The sequence below is a fragment of the Streptomyces sp. NPDC003697 genome, assembly GCF_053587115.1.
Window position 1 is genome coordinate 78,551 of sequence record NZ_JBSFNN010000016.1, and the last position, 21,645, is coordinate 100,195.

The following is a 21,645-nucleotide window of genomic DNA, read 5'->3' on the forward strand; positions in this document are numbered from 1 at the left end:
GCCCTGGTCCGGGACCCTGGCCGGCGTGGCCGCCGCCGTGCCCGCGGGCCCGGACACACGGCGGGCTCGGGCTCGGTGCGGTCCGCGCCGGGCCCGTACCGGTCCGCGCCGGCCGCGTCGTCGTCGGAACCGCGGCGGCCGAGCCGTGGCCACCGCCGTGCCCGCGAGCCCGGACACACGGCGGGCTCGGGCTCGGTACGGTCCGCGCCGGGCCCGTACCGGTCCGCGCCGACCGCGTCACAGGGCCCCCGGCGGGACTCCCGTCACAGCTGGGTCGGCTGACGCTGGGTCAGGCCGTAGGTCGCCGCGATGCCGTTCCACAGCTGTGCGGCCTTCGTCTTCTGCGCGCTGGCCACGCCGCTCGAGCGGTTGCCGGCCTGGGCCTCCCCGGTGACCCGGGCCTGCCCCTTCTTGCAGCCCTTCTTGCCGCCCACCTGGCCCGCCCAGGCCGCGTAGTGGTTGTCCGCCGACTGGGACGCCTTCCACGCGTTGGTCAGCGCGGAGGTCAGCGCGGCATGGTTCGGCAGCTTGTCGGTGGGCAGCTGCGCCAGACGGGTCACCAGCTCGCCGCGCTGCCTGGCCGCGTCACGCAGGTCGGCGGCCGCGTTGCCGAGGTTCCTGCAGCCCTTGACGTCGGCCACGGCCTGGATGACGGAGGCGCGGCTGCTGCCGCTGTCGGCCAGCAGCTTGTCCAGGTCGACCGCCTGCTGCCGGGCCGGGTCCGCGGACGCCGGCGCGGAACCGCCGGGCGTCGCGGGCGCGGTGGCAGAGACGGTCTGGTTCTTGTCGTCGGCCCGGTCGTCGTCACCGCCGCCGCCGCTGAGCAGGGCGCCCGCACCGACGCCGAGCACGACGATGCCGGCGCCGACGGCGGCGATCAGCGGCACGCGCGAGCCGCCGCGGCGGCCGCGGCCGCCTCCGTCGCCGCCCTGGCCGCCGTACGACGGTCCGCCGCCGGGGCCGGGCGGGGTGTGCGCGGTCCGCGCGCCCCGCGGCTCCCCGAAGCGGGGCAGCTGCTGGGTCGACCCGCCGGGCACCTCGCCACGAGACCCGTCGCGGAAGAGGTTGTCGAACTCGGCGGGCGTGTGCGGGCCGCCGTACGACGGTCCGCCGCCGCCCTGGGCGTCCACGGGCGCGATGTACTGCGTGGCCTCGGCGTCCGGGTTGCCCCCGGGTGCCGCGCCCGGCAGCGGGCCGGGCCCGCTCTGCGGTACGCGGCCGAGGTACCGGGTCGCCTGGTCGCCCGGTGCCTCCGGCGGCAGGGCGCCGCCCGGCACGGGCGGTATGTACTGTGTGGCCCCCTCGTCGCCCGGCGCGGCGGGGACCGGCGGCAGGTACTGGGTGGCACCTTCGTGGGCGGGGGCGGCGGGGACCGGCGGCAGGTACTGGGTCGCGCCCTCGTCGGCGGGCGGAAGCGGGGCGCCGTGGCCGGCCTGCGCGTGCGGGGCGCCGTGACCCGCCTGGCCGTGCGGGGTGCCGTGGCCGGCCTGCGCGTGCGGGGCGGGCTGCCCGGCGGAGTAGCCGTACGGGTCGGCGCCGGCCGGGGGCATGGGGCCCGGCTGCCCGGTCTGCTGGTACGCCGACTGGCCCGCGCCGTGGTGCGTGCCCTGGTGCGTGCCGTAATCCGCGCCCGGGGCGCCCTCGGGCGGCAGCGCGCCGGCCCCGTGCTGGACGGAACCCTGGTCCGGCGTTCCCCACTGCGCGGCGGCCTGCTGCTGGTACGGGTCCGCCGCACCCCATGACTGCTCGGCCGGCGTCTGCCAGCCCTGCCCGGGCTGCGGGGACGGGGCCTGCTGCTGGTCGGGTCCCCAGGGCTGGCCCCAGGCCTGGCCTCCGGCCGGGGCCTGGCCGGCCGGCTGCGCGGGCGGGCGGCCGCCGGGCGTGCCCGTCATGCCCGGCAGCAGAGGCTCGCCGCCGTCGGAGGGCAGCACGATGCCTTCGCGCGCGGGCCGCGCCGAGGGCTCCTCGCCCTGTCCGCTCTGCGTCACCGGGACTCCTGTATATGGGGGACCTTCGGAATCGTCGGCTCACGCTACCGGGTCCCCGGAGCCGGGTGCCACGCAGTACGCGACCTGACCTCCTTCCCTGTGACCGCAGTAACAAAACCGGCCCGCCGCACGCTGATTACTCCCGTTCCGGCCCGACCGGCCACCGTCCACCACCCGTTGACGCAGCCGCCGCCCGATGACGCAGCCACCGCCGGCGCCCTCGACGGCCGCGAAGCCCCCAGGTGGCCGTCCGCCCGGGCCGCCGCTAAGTCGCCCGCCCGGCACCGCACTCGACGGAATGCGAAGCACGCCGCCACCGCCCCCGGGTGGCCGTCCCGCCCCCGGGAAGCCCCGGCGGCCATCCACCGCCGTCCCGCCCCGGCCGCCGCGAAGTTCCCGGCGGCCCTCCGCCCCGGCCGCCGCGAAGTCACGCGTAGTTCCGCCCGGCACCGCACTCGGCCGGACACGGGCTCCCGCCGCCACCGACCCGTCGGGGCCCCGGCAGCCGTCCCGCCACGGTCCGCCGCGAAGCCCCCGGCGGCCCTCCGCCCCGGACCGCCGCGAAGTCACGCGAAGTTCCGCCCGGCACCGCGCACGGCGGGATGCGGGCCGCCGCAGCGTCGGCGCCCCCGGGCAGCCGTCCCGCCCACGGCCGCCCCGAAGCCCCCGGCGGCCCTCCGCCGGGCCCCTGGGAAGTGCCCTGTCCGGTACCGCACTCGGCGGAATGCCGGCTCACGCCGCCGTCTGTACCTCCAGTCGTGCGCCGAACTCCCGTACCGCCGGCTCGTCGCGGTACGGCTCCAGGCGCTGCCGGAAGTCCTCCAGATACTCGGCGCCCCGGTCGGAGCGCAGCGTCTCCAGCAGCCGCACCGCCTTCAGGGCCGTGGTGCAGGCCTGTTCGATCTCCCGCTGCTGGACCTGCGCGGTGGCGAGCAGCAGGTGGCCGATGGCCCGCCGCCGTGCCCGCGACTCGGGGTGCCCGGCCAGCGCCTCCTGCGCGCGCCGCGCCGCCGCCTCCGCCTCGCCGAGGTCCCGGTGGCAGTGCGCCAACTCGTCGGCCAGGTAAGCCTGGTCGAAGTGGGCGATCCAGACCGGGTCGTCGCCCGAGTCCGCTTCGGCGGCCTCCAGCGCGCCGACCGCCCGCCCGGCGGACTGCTGCGCCGCCCGCAGGTCGCCCATCAGCGCGTGCCCGCGCGCCTCGGCCGCGTGGAACATGGCCTCCGCGCGCGGAGTGACCCGTCCGCGCGTGCCCTCCTGCGCCGCCCGCGCCAACTGTGCGATCTCGCGCGGGTTTCCGAGCTGCGCGGCGAGGTGGCTCATGGACGCGGCGAGGATGTAGCCGCCGTACCCGCGGTCCCCGGCCGCCTGGGCCAGCCGCAGCGCCTGGATGTAGTACCGCTGGGCGAGCCCCGGCTGCCCCGTGTCGACGGCCATGTACCCGGCGAGCTCCGTCAGCCGGGCGACGGCGGCGAACAGCTCACGCCCCACCGCCTCCCGGTACGAGCCCGCGAGCAGCCCGGAGACGACGCTGTTCAGGTAGTGCACGACCACGGGGCGCACATGGCCGCTGCCGTACTGGTGGTCGAGCTCGGTCAGCGCCTGCGTCATCGCCCGCACCGCGGCCACGTCCGCCCTGCCCACCCGGGGTCCGGCCGTGCGCGCCACCTGGGCGTCCGGCCCGGAGATCAGCCAGTCGCGGCTGGGCTCGACCAGCGCGGAGGCCGCGACGGAGGAGCCGGACAGGAAGTCCCGGCGCCCGACGTCGCTCCGCCACAGCTCGCAGACCTGCTCGATGGCCCCCAGCACGGTCGGCGAGAACTGGAGCCCGACTCCGGAGGCGAGGTTCTTGCCGTTGGCCATGCCGATCTCGTCGATGGTGACCGTGCGCCCCAGCTTGCGGCCCAGCGCCTCGGCGATGATCGCCGGCGCCCGCCCGCGCGGCTGCTGGCCGCGCAACCAGCGGGCCACGGACGTCTTGTCGTACCGCAGATCGAGACCGTGCTCCGCGCCGCACATGTTGACCCGGCGGGCCAGCCCGGCGTTCGAGCATCCCGCTTCCTGGATGAGCGCCTGCAGCCGTTCGTTCGGCTGCCGCGCGACAAGCGGCCTTGCCGCCATGGCGTACCCCCTGCTCATGGCGGTCGCCCGGGGCGCTGCCGCCGGCGGCGGGAGGGGCTCCCGCGCCCGGCCCCTCGGGCCTCGGCGCGGCCGCCCTCCCGTCCCCGGCGGGTCCCTCCGGCCGACCCGCCGTCTGGCTGCGGTGCCTGCCCGTGCACCGAGTTGTCGTGTCCTCCGCAGCCGGATCCCTCGCGTCCCGGCGAACCGGTCCGGCTGTCACGATCAATGCCCCGCCGACATACCGACAATGCGAGGCATGCGAGGATTGCCGGGGTAAAGGCGGATGCCACCCCACAGCGGACTACCCAGCGCCGCCGTCGTTCCTCGCGCGCGCCCCCGCGGATGCACCCGTGCGCCCCGGGCGCGGAACCGGTGCTCCTCCCCGCGCGCGGGCCGGCCGTAACTCCAGGTGGACGCGGGAGTTGAGTGGGTCGTGGAAGAGACGATCCCGGGCACCGAAGCCGCACAGATTGCCGGACACATCCCGCAGCAGCGTGGGGAGTCGCTGCTGGACACCGCCGCCCGCTACGCCGAGGAGCGCCACTGGGACGTGTTCCCCGGCACCTGGCTGGAGGCCGTCGACGGCCTGCGGCGCTGCTCCTGCGGCGCGCCCGCGTGCGCCGCTCCCGGCGCGCACCCCGCGCGGGAGGACTGGGCGGCGCAGGCCACGGGCAGTGCGACCGCCGCGCGCCGGATGTGGCAGCGGCAGCCGGCGGCGTCGATCCTGCTGCCCACCGGCCGCACGTTCGAGGCGATCGACGTGCCCGAGAGCGCGGGCTTCCTCGCGCTGGCCCGGATGGAGCGGATGCGGCTGACCCTGGGGCCGGTGACGCTGACGCCGGACCGGCGCATGCAGTTCTTCGTGCTGCCGGGCGCGTCGGCGCGGATGCCGGAGCAGGTGCGCGCGCTGGGCTGGTCGCCCGCCTCCCTGGACCTGGTCGCGCTCGGCGAGGGGGCCTACGTGGCGGCGCCGCCGACCCGGTACGGGACGGGCGGCGCCGTGCAGTGGGTGTGCCGGCCCACCGCGGCGAACCGGTGGCTGCCGGACGCGGAGGAACTGGTCCCGCCGCTGGCCTACGCGTGCGGCAGGGACCGCTGACGGCACCTCCCGCGTCGCCCGGCCGCAGGCGGGCCCCCGGCGGCCGTCACCCCGCGCTGTTGCCCCTGACCCCTCGTGGTGGAGCACCCCCGTAGGGTTGGCCCCTGACGGAGGGAGCGGGGAGTGGGTTCAGCAGCCGTGCGGGTGCGGGGGCTCTGGAAGCGGTTCGGGCAGCAGGTCGCCGTCGCCGGGATCGATCTGGACCTGCCTGCCGGGAAGTTCATCGGGCTGGTCGGGCCCAACGGCGCCGGGAAGACGACGACCCTGTCGATGGTGACCGGGCTGCTGCGGCCCGACCAGGGCACCGTCGAGGTCGTCGGGCACGACGTGTGGCGCGACCCGGTCGCCGTGAAGGCGCGCATCGGGGTGCTGCCCGAGGGCCTCCGGCTCTTCGAGCGGCTGTCGGGGCGTGAACTGCTGTCCTACTCGGGGCGGCTGCGCGGCATGCGGGGGGACGAGGTGGACCGCCGGGCGGCACAGCTCCTCGACGTGCTCGACCTGGCCGGGGCCCAGCACAAGCTGGTCGTCGACTACTCGACCGGCATGCGCAAGAAGATCTCCCTGGCGGCGGCCCTCCTGCACAATCCCGAGGTCCTCTTCCTGGACGAGCCGTTCGAGGGCGTCGACCCGGTGTCCGCCCAGACGGTCCGCGGCGTCCTGGAGCGCTACACCGCCGCGGGCGGCACGGTCGTGTTCTCCTCGCACGTCATGGAGCTGGTCGAGTCGCTGTGCGACTGGGTGGCCGTCATGGCCGCGGGCCGCATCCGCGCCCACGGCCCGCTCGCCGAGGTGCGCGGTCAGTCCCCCACCCTCCAGCAGGCGTTCCTCGAACTCGTCGGCGCGCAGGGCCGCGACGCCGGCTCGGACCTCGACTGGCTGGGCGGCGGGGCGCGATGAACGCCGCTCCGCACGCGCCGGCGCACCCCGCCGGCTCCGGCACGCCGGTCGTCCCCGTGATCGTCCGGCTGAAGCTGTCGCTGCTGCGCAACGGCCTGCGGCGGTCCCACGGGCGCCGCGCCGCGTACATCGCGTCGATGGTCCTCGTCCTGCTGTTCGCCGCGCTGCACCTGCTCGGGCTCGTGGCGCTGCGGGGCAACGCGCACGCCGCCTCCGTGGCCGTCCCGGCCGCGGCCGTGCTGGCGCTCGGCTGGGCGGTGATGCCGCTGTTCTTCCCCAGCGGCGACGAGACGCTCGACCCGACCCGCCTGGTGATGCTCCCGCTGCGGCCACGCCCGCTGGTCCGGGGGCTGCTCGTGGGCTCCCTGGTCGGCGTCGGCCCGCTGTTCACGTTCCTGGTCCTGGCCGGCTGCGTGGTCTCCGTGGCGCACGGTGCGGCCGGGTACGCCGTCGCGGTCGTCGCCGTCGCCCTGGCGCTGCTGGGCTGCGTCGGCCTGGCGCGCGCCGTGGCCGCCGCCAACCTGCGCCTGCTGACCAGCCGCAAGGGGCGGGACCTCGCCGTGCTGAGCGGCCTGGTCATCGCCGTCGGGGCGCAGCTGGTCAACTTCGCCGCGCAGCGGCTGCAGACGCAGGGCCTCGCCCAGCTCGACCCGGCCGCGGAGGTGCTGCGGTGGGTGCCGCCCGCGACGGCGGTCGGTGCGGTGGACTCGGCGAGCCGGGGCTCGTACGCGGTCGCCGCCGTGCAGTTGGCCCTCACCGTCGCGGCCGTCCTCGCGCTGCTCGGCCTGTGGGGACGCAGTCTGACCCGGCTGATGACCGCCGGCGACGCCTCCACCATCCAGGCCGCCGGGCCCGCCGCGCGCGAGCGGTCCTCCACCGGCCCGGCCCGGCTGCTGCCGTCCGGCCGCACCGGCACGGTCATGGAGCGCAGCCTGCGGTACGTGTGGCGCGACCCCAAGACCAAGGCGGCCTGGATCACCTCGCTCGCCATCGGCCTGATCGTGCCGGTGTTCAACGCCGTGCAGGGCACCGGCAGCCCGTACTTCGCCTGCTTCGCCGCCGGGATGCTCGGCATGCAGATGTACAACCAGTTCGGTCAGGACACGTCCGCGTTCTGGATGGTCGCGCTGACCATCTCCTCGCCGCGCGACGCGTACGTCGAGCTGCGCGGACGGGCGCTGGCCCTGCTGTCGGTAACCCTGCCGTACGCCACGCTCGTGACCGTGCTGACGACGGCGCTGCTCGGCGACTGGTCCCGGCTGCCCGAGGTGCTCGGCCTGTCCTTCGCCCTGCTCGGGGCGATGCTGGCGACCGGTGCCTGGGCGTCGGCCCGCTTCCCGTACTCCATCCCCCAGGAGGGCTACAAGAACGTGGCCCCCGGGCAGGCGAACCTCGCCTGGATCTCCCTCGTCGGCGGCATGGTCGCGGCGGCCGTGCTCTGCGCGCCGGTCATCGCCCTGACCGTCTGGGCGCACGTCGGCGCGGGCGGCGGGGCCTTCGGCGGGCTGCTGCTCCCGGTGGGAGCGGCGTACGGCGCCGGGCTCACCCTGCTCGGCCTGCGCCTGGCGGCGCCGCGGGCGGCGGCGCGCCTGCCGGAGATCCTGGCGGCGGTCAGCAAGGGCTGAGGGGGCGGTCGCGGCTCACACCGTCAGCACCGCGTCCAGGAACGGCTCGACGGCCGCGCGCCAGGCCTCCGGCTGGTCGTAGTGGACGAGGTGGCCGGCGTCGGCCACCTCCGCGTACTCGCCGCGGGGCAGCACCCGGACCATCTCCTGGGCCTCGGCGCGGCCGAGTTCCCCGTCGAGGCCGCGGACGACGAGGGCGGGGCACTGGACCTGGGCGAGCTCCTCCCAGTGCGCGTCGTACACCCAGGCCTCGCGGGACCTGAGCATCTGCGCGGGCTCGAACACGGGGCGCCAGCCGTCCGGTCCCTCGTGCATGACCTCGGCGTAGAAGTCGCCGCGGGCCGGACTGGGACGCTCCACCCACGGGTCGTCCTCGCCGAACCACTTGCGGACGTCGGCGAGGGTGGCGAAGGGAGCCGGCCAGGTCGTGAACCAGTCCTCCCACTCGCGCTGGGAGGCCGCGCCGAGCGCGGAGGCCCGCATGTCGCAGATGACCAGACCGCGCACCAGGTCGGGACGCCTGGCGGCGAGCTGCCAGGCCGTCAGCGCGCCCATGGCGTGGCCGACGAGGACGGCCGGGCCGAGCCCGAGCTGCTCGACGGCGGCCTCGGCGTCCTCCACGTAGGCCTCGCGGGTGTAGGCCGCCTGCGGGGGTTTCCCGCTCTGGCCGTGGCCGCGCTGGTCCAGGGCCACGGCCCGGTGCCGCTCGGCGAGCCAGCGGGCGGTGCCGGCCCAGTGCGAGGCCCGGCCCATCAGGCCGTGCAGTAACAGCACGCCGGGGACCCGCGCCCCGGAGCCCGTGTCCTCCGCGGCCGGTTCGCCCGGCGCCGGCACCGGCACCGGCGGTCCGCCCTCGGCGAGCCCGGCCGCACCGGTCTGTTCCGGTACGAAAGGCGCCGGGTCGCTCTTGGGAGGATCGGCGAACTCCCAGGCGGCCAGGTGTACGCCGCCCGCCCCGGTCACGTCGATGCGCCGCGCCATTGGTTCCGGCACCCCCCTTGCTTCCCTCGGGCCGGTCGTTCCGACCGGTGCCGACCGGCTCCGAATGACTCACAGGCTATCGAATGCACATTCGAAAATGCGGCCTCTGGCGGTAACACCCCTCGTTCGAGTGACGCCTCGCCAGGCATGATCGCCGCCGCCGGGGGGAGATCTTCAACGGGAGGCGGACCGCTCGGGGAAAAACGGTCCGAGGGGGACGACCCTGAGAGCTCGGGGCTCCGGGTCGACACAGGGGAGGACGGGCCCCGGTGCCAGGCGGCACCGGGGCCCTCCACATCTCCGCGACGCATCCTCCCCACCCCCTCCACGTCGTACGCCTCGCGCCACAGCCTTGCACGCGTGGCGCCCGAGCGCTGCGATTCGACGCACTGGACCGGGATGTGGCGGCGCCGGCCGGGTACGCCCCGAGGGCCCCGCGCCCACCCGAACGCACCGGCCGCCGGGACCAGGACGACGCTGCGTTGCCGACAGGCCGCGACGGCGGCCGGCGGCGTCCCCCGGCAGGGGTCAGCGCTTGGCCACGAAGACGTGCGAAGCGGTCTCCGCCGCCAGCTCGGCCGCCTCACCGCCGCTGCCGACCAGCACGCCGCCCGCCGACTGGGTCACGCTCACCACCGCACCGGGCTGCACGCCCGCACGACGCAGCGTGTACATCAGCTGGGCGTCCGTCTGGATCGGCTCGCCGATCCGCCGCACGACGACCGTCTTGCCGTCCGGGCCCGGGGCCAGGTCCGCCAGCGACACCATGCCCTCGTCGAGGAACGGGTTCGACCCGTCCGGCTCGCCCAGCTCCTCCAGGCCGGGGATCGGGTTGCCGTAGGGCGACTCGGTCGGGTGGCGCAGCAGCTCCAGCACCCGCCTCTCGACGGCCTCGCTCATCACGTGCTCCCAGCGGCAGGCCTCGGCGTGCACCTGCTCCCACTCCAGGCCGATCACGTCGACCAGCAGGCACTCCGCGAGCCGGTGCTTGCGCATGACACGCGTCGCCAGCCGGCGGCCCTCCTCCGTCAGTTCCAGATGGCGGTCCGGGGCCACCGACACGAGGCCGTCCCGCTCCATCCGGGCGACCGTCTGGCTGACGGTCGGACCGCTCTGGTCCAGCCGCTCGGCGATCCGGGCGCGCATGGGGACGACGCCTTCCTCCTCCAGCTCGAGGATGGTGCGGAGATACATCTCCGTGGTGTCGATCAGTCCGGACATTGTGCCCCTCGATTACCTCTGCCGAAGGCTCGACCGCTCTCGGCGATGTGCGCTGGCCCTGGACTCAATTCTGACGCATGGCGCCGACAACCGGGCCGGCCGCGCGCGAGCCGCCGCCCGCGACTCCCACGGCCGCACCGTATTGACACGGCTCCGGTCCGGACCGCACCGTGATCCGCGACACGGACACCTCGAAGGGGCATCGCATGAGCGACCGCACTCCGGCCGGCCAGTTCCTCGACGCCGCCGTCGCACTGCTCCAGCGGGTCCACGACGAGGAGGCGGAGTCGATCGCGGCGGCCGGCACGCTGCTCGCCGACACCGTCGCCTCGGGCGGCCGCCTGTTCGCCTTCGGCGCCGGCCACTCCTCCCTCGCCGCTCAGGACGTCGTCTACCGGGCCGGCGGCCTGGCCCTGATGAACCTGCTCGCCGTCCCCGGCGCCGTCGGCGTGGACGTCGTGCCGGCCACCCTGGGCTCCGCCCTCGAACGCGTCGACGGCCTCGCCACCACCGTCCTGGACTGCTCCCCCCTGCGGGCCGGCGACGCCCTGGTGATCGTCTCCCTGTCGGGCCGCAACCCGCTGCCGGTCGAGATGGCCTCCTCCGCCCGCGCGCTCGGTGTGAAGGTGATCGGCGTGACCTCGGTGGCGTACGCGCGGGAGACGGCGTCACGGCACTCCTCGGGCACGTACCTGAAGGACCACTGCGACGTCGTCGTCGACTCCAAGGTCGCCCCCGGCGACGCGGAGCTCACCCTCGACGCCGTCCCGGCCCCCTTCGCGCCCGCCTCCACCGTCGTCACCACGGCCATCCTCCAGGCCGTCATGGCCACGACGGCGGCCGACCTGGCCGAGCGCGGCATCGAGCCCCCGCTGCTGCGCTCCGGCAACATCGACGGCGGCCACGAGTGGAACAACCGGGTGTTCGAGCGCTACGCCGACCGGATCTTCTACCGCCGCTGACCTCGGCACCGTCCGGCGTGTAGGGAGTCACCCCCGGGGGAACCCGTGCGTACAACGATTCCTTCAATCTTGCGGGAACTCGATGTGTGCTGCGTCACGTTCCAGTTGAATGAGGGCGAGTGAGTGAACGGACGCGCCGTACCGTGCGGACGCAGCCTGCAGGGGGTCCAGGTGAGTGCATCCCGGCGTAGTGGGACCACCGACGAGCTGGGGCCGGACGAGCCCGAGCGCGACGGCTCGGAGGCCCCGGACGGCTCGGACCTGTTGGCCGCCCTCCTCGACGGCATGGACGCGGCGCTGTGCGCCTTCGACGCCCACGGCGTCGTCACCCACTGGAACCGCGAGGCCGAACGCATCCTCGGCTGGAGCGCCGCCGAGGCCGTGGGGCGCCACGGCTTCGCCGGCTGGGCCGTCCGCAGCGCGGACGCCGAGGAGGTCGAGCGGCGGCTCATGTCCGCCATGCACGCGCCCGGACGGCAGGTGAACGAGTTCGCCCTGGTCACCAAGGACGGCGGACGCGTCCTGGTGCGCACCCAGTCCGCGGCCGTCCGCGGCCCCGACGGCCGGCCCGCGGGCGTGTACTGCGCCTTCAGCGAGGTGCACACGCAGATCGACCTCGAACGGTCCATCGCACTCAGCGAGGCGCTGTTCGAGGACGCCTCCTGGGGTGTCGTCCTGGTCGACGCCGACCTGCGCCCCGCCGTCGTCAACGCCTACGCGGCCCGCGCCCTCGGCACCGGCCGCACGGCGCTGCTCGGGCGCCCCCTGGGCGATCTGCTCACCCAGGGCTTCGAGGAACTCGAGAGCGCGCTCACCCACGTCCTCGCGGAAGGCGCCCCGCCCGCACCCGCGGAGATCTGGGTCGCCGTGCGCACCCAGGAGGGGGAACGGCGGCGCTGCTGGCGCAGCGGTTTCGTCCGGCTCGCCTCACCGCTCGCCGAGGAGCCGGTCCCCCTCGGCGTCGCCTGGCTCTTCGTCGACGTCACCGAGGGCAAGCAGGGCGAGCAGGAGGCCTCCCTGCTGCGGTTCCGCACCAACCAGCTGCACCGGGCCGCCCGGGCCGCCGCCGAGTGCGAGGACCCGGCGGAGGCGGCCACCGTGCACCTCGACTTCGCACTCGCCGGCTTCGCCGACGACGCCCTGCTCGACCGGGTCACCGAGGGCGCCCCGACCGACACCGAGGCGACGGGACCGGTGCGGCTGGTCCGCGTGGCCGCCACGCCCTCCGGGGGCCCGGGCCCCAGCTCGCTCACCGGGCAGGCCGGGCTGCCCGTGCGGTACCCCGCGGGCCACCCCGCCCTGCAGTGCGCCGAACGCGCGGGGTCGGTGCGGGCCACCGCCGGTGGCGTCTCCGCCGAACAGGCACGCGAATGGGCGCTGGTCCGCCAGTGGCCGGCCGGCTCCGTGCACGCCCTGTGCGCGGTGCTGCGCAGCCGGGGCCGGACCCTGGGCGTCGTGACGTTCCTGCGCGGTTCCGGACGCAGCCCCTTCGAACGCTTCGACGCGGCCTACGCCGAGGACGTGGCCGCGCGCATCGCCACGGTCCTGGACCTCGCCGAACAGCTGAGCAACGGGACGGACAACGCGGCGGACGACAACGGGACGAACAACGGGGTGAACGGGGCGCGCGGGCGGACGTGAGGCATGCGCCCGGCCCCGGCCGGACGGGGGATGTGTGCGCGCCACCCCGGCCCGGACGGGCGAACGCGGCTGCGGCCGGACGGCGGACGTGCGGGCATGCGCAAAGGCTCGGCCGGACGGGCGGACGTGGGGCGCATACCCCCCGGTTCCGACGCGGGAGGCCGGTCCGGCCAAGGCCGTCCTGCCGCGCGCCGGTCCGTGAAGGGGTGCCGGGCGCGGGTCCCGCGAGGCGCCCGGGGAGGGCCCCTTCCGGAAAAAAGGTGTTGATAGGTGGCCGAGGGCTTCCTAGGGTGTGCGGTACACGAGAAGGGAGGTGGTTCGGCAGATGTATGAATACCGGACGCGTGAGGTGACTGCGGGCTAGCGGCCCGTCACCCCATTCAGTGCGGTGCCGGACCAGCACGCGACAGTCGCGTGCAGCCGGCCCAATCCCAAGCAGTCACCCGACCCGCGGGCTGCCGGTACGTCCGGCCGGCTCCTCCCCGGAGGAACCAAGCCCGCGGGTCGTCTGCGTTCGCGGAACGACGGCGGGCAGGAGAACGCGGACGTCAGGGGCTCAGACGCTCCACCCGCCAGCCGCCGCCCGGCGCGGTCACGTACCGCAGGCGGTCGTGCAGCCGGTTCTCGCGGCCCTGCCAGAACTCCACCGACCGCGGCTCCACGCGGAAGCCGCCCCAGTGCGGCGGGACGGGGACCTGCTCGCCCTCCGGGTAGCGGGCGGCCAGACCGGCATAGGCGGCGTCGAGGTCCGCGCGCGAGCCGACCACCGACGACTGGGCGCTGGCCCAGGCGCCGAGCTGGGAGCCGTGCGGGCGGGTGCGGAAGTACGCGGCGGTCTCGTCCCGGCCGGTGCGGCGGGCCACCCCCTGGACGATGACCTGGCGGGCCATCGGATGCCAGGGGAAGAGCAGGGAGACGTGAGGGTTCCCGGCGAGGTCGCGGCCCTTGCGGGACTCGTAGTTGGTGTAGAAGACGAAGCCCTGCTCGTCGAACGCCTTCAGCAGCACGGTGCGGGAGCTGGGGCGGCCCTCGGCGTCCGCCGTGGAGACGACCATGGCGTTGGGCTCGAACAGCCCGCCCTCCGTCGCGGCCTCCCGGAACCAGCGGGCGAACTGGGCCACGGGGGTGTCGGCCAGCTCCTCCTCGGCGAGGCCCTCGGCCCGGTAGTGCTTGCGCATGGAGGCGAGGTCGAAGGGGACGGCTTCTCCGGCTTCTCGGTCGGTCACGCGGTCATCCTGCCGTATGGACGGCCCGCACCCGAGAGGCGCCCGTCACACCGGCCGGCACCGGTACGGGCCGCGCCGTCCCTCCCCTGCGTGCCCTGGGCCGGTGGCGCCGTTCCGGAGCCCCCGGCCGCCCGCCGCCCGGGATCCGCCGCTCTCCATCCGGGGCCCGGGTGTCCTTCGTCACTGCGTGGCACTGAGTGCCGGACACCCTCCCCATCCGTGGCACTCGGGGATATCGTGCTGCTTCCCGGCTGGGTGACCGCCGACCGAACGGGGCATCACTGGGAAGACCGCCCCGGACCGCGAGTCCCCCGCACCCGACCGCGGATCCGCACGCACGCCACTTCTGACATCCGACACATGGTCGTCGTCCCCCGCGCACCATCTGTCGCACACATCATGAGGAGCCGCCTGATGTCCGACTTCGTACCCGGGCTCGAGGGAGTCGTCGCGTTCGAGACGGAGATCGCCGAACCGGACAAGGAGGGCGGCGCCCTCCGGTACCGGGGCGTCGACATCGAGGACCTCGTCGGTCACGTCTCCTTCGGCAACGTGTGGGGGCTGCTCGTCGACGGCGCCTTCAACCCCGGTCTGCCGCCGGCCGAGCCGTTCCCGATCCCCGTGCACTCCGGCGACATCCGGGTGGACGTGCAGTCCGCGCTGGCGATGCTCGCGCCGGTGTGGGGCCTGAAGCCGCTCCTCGACATCGATGCCGAGGAGGCCCGCGACGACCTCGCCCGGGCCGCCGTGATGGCGCTGTCGTACGTCGCCCAGTCGGCGCGCGGACAGGGTCTGCCGATGGTGCCGCAGCGGGAGATCGACAAGGCGCGGTCCGTGGTGGAGCGCTTCATGATCCGCTGGCGGGGCGAGCCGGACCCGAAGCACGTGGCGGCCGTGGACGCCTACTGGACGTCCGCCGCCGAGCACGGCATGAACGCCTCCACCTTCACCGCCCGGGTCATCGCCTCCACCGGCGCGGACGTGGCGGCCGCCCTGTCGGGCGCCGTGGGCGCCATGTCCGGGCCGCTGCACGGCGGCGCCCCCTCCCGTGTGCTCGGCATGATCGAGGAGATCGAGCGGACCGGGGACGCGGTGGGCTATGTGAAGCGGGCGCTGGACCGGGGCGAGCGGCTCATGGGCTTCGGTCACCGCGTGTACCGGGCGGAGGACCCGCGGGCGCGGGTGCTGCGCCGTACCGCCCAGGAGCTCGGCGCCCCGCGCTTCGAGGTCGCCGAGGCCCTGGAGAAGGCGGCCCTGGAGGAGCTGCACAACCGCCGGCCGGACCGGGTGCTCGCCACCAACGTCGAGTTCTGGGCGGCGATCATGCTGGACTTCGCCGAGGTGCCGGCGCACATGTTCACGTCGATGTTCACCTGTGCCCGGACGGCGGGCTGGTCGGCGCACATCCTGGAGCAGAAGCGCACCGGCCGGCTGGTGCGCCCGTCCGCCCGGTACGTCGGCCCCGGCCCGCGCAACCCGCGGGAGGTCGAGGGCTACGAGGACATCTCCGACTGACCCGGGGCCGTACGGCGAGCGCTGATCACGCGGGGCTCAGCAGCCCCGCGTGGTGGCGCCGGGCCACGAGCGGGTGGGCGCGGAGCTTGCCCTTGAGCTCGTTGTAGCCGTACTCCGCGTACAGCGGGTTGTCCGGGTCGTTCGTGACGCCGGGCGCGGTGGAGGCGTGCGCGAAGGGCAGCGGGGCGACGCGGGCGTCCAGGCGGGGGTTGTAGAAGAACGGCACGGAGAACCGCTCGGTGGCGCCGGGCGGGGAGACGACCCGGTGGTTGGTGGCGAGGAGGTAGCCGTTGGTGGCGACCTCCAGCAGCTCTCCGAGGTTGACGACGAAGGCGCCCGGGATCGGCGGCACGTCGTGGAACCGTCCGTCCTCGCGCTGCACCTGCAGTCCGCCGATCCGGTCCTGGAGCAGGAGCGTCAGGAACCCGTAGTCCTTGTGGGCGCCGACGCCCTGGTCGGTGCCGTCGCCGGCGCTGCCGGGGTAGCGGACCAGCTTCAGGTGCGGGTGGGCGTGCTCGCCGAAGATCGGGTCGTAGAAGCCGGCGGGCGCGCCGATGGCGGCCAGGAGTTCGTGGAGCAGCTTCCCGGCGACCTCGCTGAGGCGGTCGATCCAGTGCAGCGCGGCGGTCCGCAGTCGGGGCAGGGCGGCGGGCCACTGGTTGGGGCCCTGCAGCCACCAGTAGGCGGGGTCGCCCGGCCCGGGGACGCGGGCGGGGCGCTCGGCGCCGATGTCGAGCTGGTCGCGCCAGTCGCGGGCGCCGGCGGTGCGCTCGTCGCCGGTGCGGGTGTAGCCGCGGAAGTGCGGCGAGTTGACGTTGTCGAGGGCGCGGCGGTCGGCCTCGGGGAGCCGGAAGAAGGCGTGCGTCGCGCCGAGCAGCGCGTCGGTCTCCCCCGGGGTGACGCCGTGGCCGACGAGCTGGAAGAAGCCGACGTCGTGGGCGGCGCTGTGCAGCTGGGCGTGCAGCAGCGCGCGGGCCTCGGGGCCGCGGTCGGCCGCGGCGAGGTCGATGATGGGGAGCTGGTCGTAGGACGGGTTCGCCGCCGTGTGGGTGACCGGATTCGTCATGAGTGCGTCCGCGGGGTGTACGGGGCCCGGGCCGCGGCCATGGGTGGGCGGTGGCCCCGGGGTGCCGGGTGGGAGTACCGGATGAGGTGAGCGGGGCGGCGGAAGGCCGCCGCGCGGGGGCTGGATCAGTCGCTGATCAGGCGGAACGCCGACAGCCCATGCTCGTGACGCGCCCGTAGTCCACGTGGCGGCGTCGCACGAGCATCTCAGACATGCGAGGAGAGTACTGCGGAAGCCCCGGCGAGGGTGTGACGCAGATCACGGGCCGGGACGCGGGGAGGCCGCCGGTGGACGGACGCGGGCGGGGCGCACGGGGACGGGCCGGGGACGCCGGTTCGGGACCGGGGTTCGGCACCCCGGTCCCGAGGCCGCCGGGCCCGCCGCCCGGGGTCGGGGGCGGCCCCGAACCCCGCCACCGGACGGGGCAACCGTCCCCGAACCCCGGGTGAGATCCCCAAGCCGCGTCTCGGCAAGCCGTGCTCGCTGGCCGAGTGGTTCCAGATGCACGGGCGCCTGGTGCCGGACGAGCTGACCGAGGAGTTACGCACTGGTCGAGCCGATCGTGAGGGCGTGGGAGCCGCCGAACCATCGGCTCAATGACAGCCGGGTCATGCTGAACGGGATCCTCTTCAAGGCGCGCACGGGTGTGCTGTGGGGGGACGTGCCCGAGCGGTTTGGTACGGGGGGTGGGCTGCACAGCCGTTACAAGCAGTGGGCGGACGCGGGCGTCTGGGACGAGATCATGGCAGCCTTGCCGAACACGGGCCAGCCGGTGTGGACGGCGTCCCTGGTGCCGCCGCTGCGGGTCGAGGGGCGCGTGGACCCGCGTGTGATGACCGGAGCTGAGACGGCCCCCGGAGAAACAGGTCTCCCGGGCCCCGTCGGCCAACCCGTCGTACGGAGTCCGCGTCAGCCCAGTGCCCCGTCCAGGAGCGCCGACCACTGGGCCACCACCCGCTCGCGGCGGGCGCGGTCGTCGGTCAGGAGGTTGGCGAGGCCCAGGCCGCGGGCCATGTCGAGCAGGCCCTGGACGCTCTCCCGCACCCCCGGGCCGGACTCGTCGGCGCCGAGCAGCTCGACCGCGATCCGGTGGGTCTCGCGGCCGACGCGGGCCTCCAGCTCCGTCACGCGGGAGCGCAGCTGCTCCTCGTTGGAGGCGGCCACCCACAGCTGCAGCGCGGCACGGAAGAGCGGGCCGGTGTAGAGGTCGACGAGGGCCGAGACCACCGCGCGGCGGTCACCCGCGGTGGTCGGGAACAGGGCGCGCAGGGCGGTCGAGCGTTCCTCGGCGACGTACTCGACGGCGGCCGTGAACAGGTCCTCGCGGGTGGGGAAGTGGTGCTGGGCGGCGCCGCGGGAGACGCCGGCGCGCTGGGCGACGACGGAGACCGTGGAGCCCGCCCAGCCGCGCTCGGCGAGGCAGGCCACGGCGGCCTCCAGGAGCCGCTGCCGGGTGACCCGGCTGCGGTCCTGCTTGGGAACGCGGTCGCGTTCCGCTGTGCTCACACCACCCATGAGGGGTCCCGTCGTTCGAGGAATGCCGCCATGCCCTCACGCGCCTGCGCGGAGGAGAACAGCCGGGCCGAGAGGGCGGTCAGGGCGTCCGCCTCCCGGTCGAAGGCCTCCAGCACCCTAGCCGTGAGCAGCCGTTTCGTCTCGGCCAGGCCCTGCGGGGAGGAGCGGCGCAGCCCGTCCAGGACGGGTTCGAGCACGTCGTCGATGCCGTCGGCGGCGTCGGCGCCGTCGGTCGCGGTCACCAGGCCGATCCGGGCCGCCTCGGCGGCGCCGAAGCGTTCCCCGGTCAGGCAGTAGCGGGCCACCGCGCGCGGGTCGGTGCGGGCCAGCACCGGCAGGGAGATGACGGCGGGGGCGACGCCGATGCGCACCTCCGTGAACGCGAAGGTGGCGCTGTGGCCGGCGACGGCGATGTCGCACGCGGCCAGCAGGCCGAGGCCGCCCGCGCGGACGTGTCCGGTGACGCGGGCGACGACCGGTTTGGGCAGTTCGACGATCTGCCGGAGCAGGGCGACGAGTGCGTCCGGGCGGGGCGGGTCGCGCAGGTCGGCGCCGGCGCAGAAGGTGGTGCCGGTGTGGGTGAGGACGACGGCGCGGACGGCGTCGTCCCGGGCGCAGTCGGCCAGCGCGCCGGCCAGTTCCCCGACGAGCGCGGCCGACAGCGCGTTGCGGGTGTCCGGCGCGTCGAGGCTGAGTGTCTCCACGGCCCGCGTGCGGGTGCGTCCGACCGATGTCATGGTCCCTCCTCCGGCCGCGGCTGCCGCCCGGCGCGCGCGTCCCTCAGTTCCCGGCGCAGGATCTTCCCGGAGGCGGCCCGGGGCACGGCGTCGACGAAGACGACCCGGCGGACCCTCTTGTAGGGGGCGACGCGCTCGGCGACGTACGTCATCACCTCCGCCGCACCGAGGCCGACGGCGCCGGGCCGGCGGACCACGCAGGCCTGCGGGACCTCGTTGCCGTCGCCGTCGGGGACGCCGATGACGGCGGCGTCGGCGATGCCGGGGTGGGTGAGCAGCAGGGCCTCCAGTTCGGCGGGTGCCACCTGGAAGCCCTTGTACTTGATGAGTTCCTTGACGCGGTCGACGACGAAGAGCCAGCCCTCGCCGTCCACGTGCCCGACGTCCCCGGTGTGCAGCCAGCCGTCGGTGTCGATCATCGCGGCGGTGGCGTCGGGGCGGCCGAGGTAGCCCTTCATGACCTGCGGTCCGCGGATCAGGATCTCGCCGGGCTCACCGGGCCCGAGGTCCTTGCCCGGGTCGGTGAGGGAGACGATGCGCATCTCGGTGCCGGCGATGAGCTTGCCGACCGTGCCGGCAGGGGCGTCCCGCATGGCGTCCAGGGGCACGACGTGGGTTCCGGGCGAGAGTTCGGTCATGCCGTAGGCCTGGCCGACGGGCGGCAGGCCCAGGCGCCGCGAGCAGGCGGCGGCGAGCGCGGCGTCCAGCGGGGCGGCGGCGCTGACGACGTAGCGCAGGGACGACAGGTCGTACCCGGCGACGGCGGGGTGCTTGGCGAGGGCGAGCACGATCGGCGGGGCGACGTACAGGCCGGTGATGCGGTGGTTCTGGATGGCCGCGAGGAAGGTCTCCAGTTCGAAGCGGGGCAGGACGACGACGGTGGCGCCGCGACGCAGGGGGGCGTTCATCAGGGCCGTCAGCCCGTAGATGTGGAAGAAGGGGAGGACCGCCAGGATGCGGTCGCCCGGCGCCGCGGTGATCGCCGGTTCGAGCTGGGCGAGATTGGTGGCGATCTGCCGGTGGGTGAGCATCACGCCCTTGGGGACGCCGGTGGTGCCCGAGGAGTACGGCAGCGCGGCGACGTCCTCGGCCGGGTCGATGTCGACGACCGGTTCCGGTGCGGTGGAGGCGAGCATGCCGGTCAGGGAGCGGTGTCCGGGCGCGGTGTCGCAGACGACGATCTCGCGTATGCCGCCCGCCCGTTCGGCGGCCGCGCGGGCGGCGGGGAGCAGGGCGGAGACGGTGACGATCCAGCGGGCCGCCGAGTCCCGCAGCTGCTTGGCGAACTCCTCGGGGGTGGCGAGCGGGTGCACGGTGGTGACGGCGGCACCGGCGCGTGTGGCGGCGTAGAAGGCGATCGGGAAGGCGACGGTGTTGGGGCTGTGCAGGGCGAGGACGTCGCCCTTGCGGACGCCGGCCTCGGCGAGGGCGGCGGCGGCCCGCCGGTGGAAGCGGTCCACCTGGGCGTAGGTGAGGGTGGTGCCGTCCGTGCCGTCGATCAGCGCGGGCGTCTCGCCGAAGGCGGCGGCGCCGCCCAGGACGGCCTCATGGATGGGGAGTTCGACGGCCGGGACATCTGCGTACTCGCTGCGGAACACGGTTCCTCCTCGCACGGCGGTGTGCTTCGGGGACGGCCTGCGGCCGGTCCGGTGGCAGGCACCGGGAGGCCCGTCCGGACCGGCCGGCCCCTCCCGGGGCCTTCGGCCCCCGTCCGGACCTTCCCTCCGGGCCCGTGGCCCGACGCGCCTTCGCGGCATCAGTACGACTTGGGCAGGCCCAGTGTTTGGTGGGAGACGTAGTTGAGGATCATCTCCCGGCTCACCGGGGCGATCCGCGCCACGCGTGCGGCGGTGACCAGCGACGCGAGCCCGAACTCGCGCGTGAGGCCGTTGCCGCCCAGGGTGTGCACGGCCTGGTCGACGGCCTTCACGCAGGCCTCCGCCGCCGCGTACTTGGCCATGTTGGCGGCCTCGCCGGCACCCAGGTCGTCGCCGGCGTCGTACAGGTGGGCCGCCTTCTGCGTCATCAGACGGGCGAGTTCGAGCTCGATGTGGGCCTGGGCGAGCGGGTGGGCGATGGCCTGGTGGGCGCCGATGGGGGCCTTCCACACGGTGCGTTCGCGGGCGTACTCGACGGCCCTGGACAGGGCGTAGCGGCCCATGCCGATCGCGAAGGCGGCGGTCATGACACGTTCGGGGTTGAGCCCGGCGAAGAGTTGCAGCAGCCCGGCGTCCTCTCCCCCGCCGACGAGCGCCTCGGCGGGCAGCCGTACGTCGTCCAGGACGAGCTCGAACTGCTTCTCGGCGGCGTTGAGTTCCATCTCGATGTGCCGCCAGGTGAAGCCGTCGGCGTCGCGCGGGACGATGAACAGGCAGGGCTTGAGACGTCCGGTGCGTGCGTCCTCGGTGCGGCCGACGACGAGGGTGGCGTCGGTGGCGTCGACGGCGGAGACGAAGACCTTGCGGCCGGTCAGCAGCCAGTCGGCGCCGTCGCGGCGGGCGGTGGTGGTGATGCGGTGGGAGTTGGACCCGGCGTCGGGCTCGGTGATGCCGAAGGACATGGTGCGGGTGCCGTCGGCGAGGCCCGGCAGCCAGGCCCGCTTCTGCTCCTCGGTGCCGAAGCGGGCGATGACCGTGCCGCAGATGGCGGGCGAGACGACCATCAGCAGCAGCGGGCAGCCGGCGGCGCCGAGCTCTTCGAGGACGACGGACAGTTCGGAGATGCCGCCGCCCCCGCCGCCGTACTCCTCGGGCAGGTTGACGCCGAGGTAGCCGAGTTCGGCCGCGGCCGCCCACAGCTCGTCGGGGTGGCGGCCCTCGGCGACGACCCGGGTGAGGTAGTCGCGGCCGTAGCGCCGCCCGAGGGCGGAGACGGCGGAGCGGAGGTCTTTCAGTTCGTCGGTCTCGATCACGGCGGACATGGGGGCTCCCAGGGAGGAGGGGCTGCGGGTCGGCTGTGCGGGTCGGCTGGGGTGGCGGCCGCTGGGGGTGCGCGTCGGGTGCGGGTCGGCGCGGCGGCCGGGCGGCGGCTCGGCGGGGGGTGCGGCTCGGCGCG

At 75.1% G+C, this 21,645-nt stretch carries 16 protein-coding genes and 1 pseudogene; 7 read left to right on the forward strand and 10 right to left on the reverse strand.

The window, feature by feature from the left end; translation table 11 throughout:
• Positions 1-263: 263 nt before the first annotated feature.
• Both ACWDNY_RS09560 and ACWDNY_RS09565 read right to left on the reverse strand, forming a co-directional pair.
• A complete protein-coding gene (locus ACWDNY_RS09560) occupies positions 264-1,988 on the reverse strand; it encodes a hypothetical protein (RefSeq protein ID WP_451645157.1) in 1,725 nt (574 codons plus the stop codon).
• 732 nt (positions 1,989-2,720) lie between these two features.
• Positions 2,721-4,106, reverse strand: coding sequence for a transcriptional regulator (locus tag ACWDNY_RS09565; RefSeq protein WP_451645158.1), 1,386 nt, complete (start codon positions 4,104-4,106; stop codon positions 2,721-2,723).
• 433 nt (positions 4,107-4,539) lie between these two features.
• Between ACWDNY_RS09565 and ACWDNY_RS09570 the strand changes: the two genes are divergently transcribed.
• The 3 genes from ACWDNY_RS09570 to ACWDNY_RS09580 all read left to right on the forward strand — a co-directional run bounded on the left by ACWDNY_RS09570 (position 4,540) and on the right by ACWDNY_RS09580 (position 7,727).
• On the forward strand, positions 4,540-5,205 hold the full coding sequence (locus ACWDNY_RS09570) for a bifunctional DNA primase/polymerase (protein ID WP_451645159.1): 666 nt from the start codon (positions 4,540-4,542) through the stop codon (positions 5,203-5,205).
• 123 nt (positions 5,206-5,328) lie between these two features.
• The gene (locus ACWDNY_RS09575) at positions 5,329-6,102 is read left to right on the forward strand and encodes an ABC transporter ATP-binding protein (RefSeq protein WP_451645160.1); all 774 of its coding nucleotides are present in this window, start codon (positions 5,329-5,331) and stop codon (positions 6,100-6,102) included.
• On the forward strand, positions 6,099-7,727 hold the full coding sequence (locus tag ACWDNY_RS09580) for a transporter (RefSeq protein WP_451645161.1): 1,629 nt from the start codon (positions 6,099-6,101) through the stop codon (positions 7,725-7,727). The genes ACWDNY_RS09575 and ACWDNY_RS09580 overlap by 4 nt, the downstream gene beginning before the upstream one ends.
• Positions 7,728-7,742: 15 nt before the next feature.
• Here ACWDNY_RS09580 and ACWDNY_RS09585 read toward each other — a convergent pair whose 3' ends face one another.
• Complete coding sequence (locus ACWDNY_RS09585) at positions 7,743-8,708, reverse strand: alpha/beta fold hydrolase (protein WP_451645181.1); 966 nt, start codon at positions 8,706-8,708, stop codon at positions 7,743-7,745.
• Between the two features lie 528 nt (positions 8,709-9,236).
• Positions 9,237-9,929, reverse strand: a complete 693-nt coding sequence (locus tag ACWDNY_RS09590; protein ID WP_451645162.1) for an iron dependent repressor, metal binding and dimerization domain protein — start codon at positions 9,927-9,929, stop codon at positions 9,237-9,239.
• 206 nt (positions 9,930-10,135) lie between these two features.
• Between ACWDNY_RS09590 and ACWDNY_RS09595 the strand changes: the two genes are divergently transcribed.
• Both ACWDNY_RS09595 and ACWDNY_RS09600 read left to right on the forward strand, forming a co-directional pair.
• On the forward strand, positions 10,136-10,891 hold the full coding sequence (locus ACWDNY_RS09595; protein WP_451645163.1) for an SIS domain-containing protein: 756 nt from the start codon (positions 10,136-10,138) through the stop codon (positions 10,889-10,891).
• A 171-nt stretch (positions 10,892-11,062) separates the two neighbouring features.
• Positions 11,063-12,532: a PAS domain-containing protein gene (locus tag ACWDNY_RS09600; protein ID WP_451645164.1), complete on the forward strand. Its 1,470-nt coding sequence runs from the start codon at positions 11,063-11,065 to the stop codon at positions 12,530-12,532.
• A 548-nt stretch (positions 12,533-13,080) separates the two neighbouring features.
• Here the strand turns inward: ACWDNY_RS09600 and pdxH are convergent.
• Complete coding sequence (pdxH, locus tag ACWDNY_RS09605; RefSeq protein ID WP_451645165.1) at positions 13,081-13,758, reverse strand: pyridoxamine 5'-phosphate oxidase; 678 nt, start codon at positions 13,756-13,758, stop codon at positions 13,081-13,083.
• 414 nt (positions 13,759-14,172) lie between these two features.
• Here pdxH and ACWDNY_RS09610 point away from each other — a divergent pair, with 414 nt between their 5' ends.
• Positions 14,173-15,273: a citrate synthase 2 gene (locus tag ACWDNY_RS09610; protein ID WP_451645166.1), complete on the forward strand. Its 1,101-nt coding sequence runs from the start codon at positions 14,173-14,175 to the stop codon at positions 15,271-15,273.
• A 25-nt stretch (positions 15,274-15,298) separates the two neighbouring features.
• On the opposite strand, the gene ACWDNY_RS09615 is transcribed toward ACWDNY_RS09610, so the two are convergent.
• The gene (locus tag ACWDNY_RS09615) at positions 15,299-16,339 is read right to left on the reverse strand and encodes an isopenicillin N synthase family dioxygenase (protein ID WP_451645167.1); all 1,041 of its coding nucleotides are present in this window, start codon (positions 16,337-16,339) and stop codon (positions 15,299-15,301) included.
• A 562-nt stretch (positions 16,340-16,901) separates the two neighbouring features.
• Here ACWDNY_RS09615 and ACWDNY_RS09620 point away from each other — a divergent pair.
• Positions 16,902-17,024, forward strand: a pseudogene (locus ACWDNY_RS09620) (IS5/IS1182 family transposase); the annotation flags it as partial.
• A gap of 224 nt (positions 17,025-17,248) precedes the next feature.
• On the opposite strand, the gene ACWDNY_RS09625 reads toward ACWDNY_RS09620, so the two are convergent.
• The 4 genes from ACWDNY_RS09625 to ACWDNY_RS09640 all read right to left on the reverse strand — a co-directional run bounded on the left by ACWDNY_RS09625 (position 17,249) and on the right by ACWDNY_RS09640 (position 21,511).
• Positions 17,249-17,854 carry a TetR/AcrR family transcriptional regulator gene (locus ACWDNY_RS09625; protein WP_451645168.1) on the reverse strand — a complete coding sequence of 202 codons (606 nt, stop codon included), beginning with the start codon at positions 17,852-17,854 and terminating at the stop codon, positions 17,249-17,251.
• Positions 17,842-18,591, reverse strand: a complete 750-nt coding sequence (locus ACWDNY_RS09630; protein ID WP_451645169.1) for an enoyl-CoA hydratase family protein — start codon at positions 18,589-18,591, stop codon at positions 17,842-17,844. Before ACWDNY_RS09630 ends, ACWDNY_RS09625 begins: the two co-directional genes overlap by 13 nt.
• A complete protein-coding gene (locus tag ACWDNY_RS09635; protein WP_451645170.1) occupies positions 18,588-20,189 on the reverse strand; it encodes a 4-coumarate--CoA ligase family protein in 1,602 nt (533 codons plus the stop codon). Before ACWDNY_RS09635 ends, ACWDNY_RS09630 begins: the two co-directional genes overlap by 4 nt.
• A 158-nt stretch (positions 20,190-20,347) precedes the next feature.
• The gene (locus ACWDNY_RS09640) at positions 20,348-21,511 is read right to left on the reverse strand and encodes an acyl-CoA dehydrogenase family protein (RefSeq protein ID WP_451645171.1); all 1,164 of its coding nucleotides are present in this window, start codon (positions 21,509-21,511) and stop codon (positions 20,348-20,350) included.
• Positions 21,512-21,645: the final 134 nt, after the last annotated feature.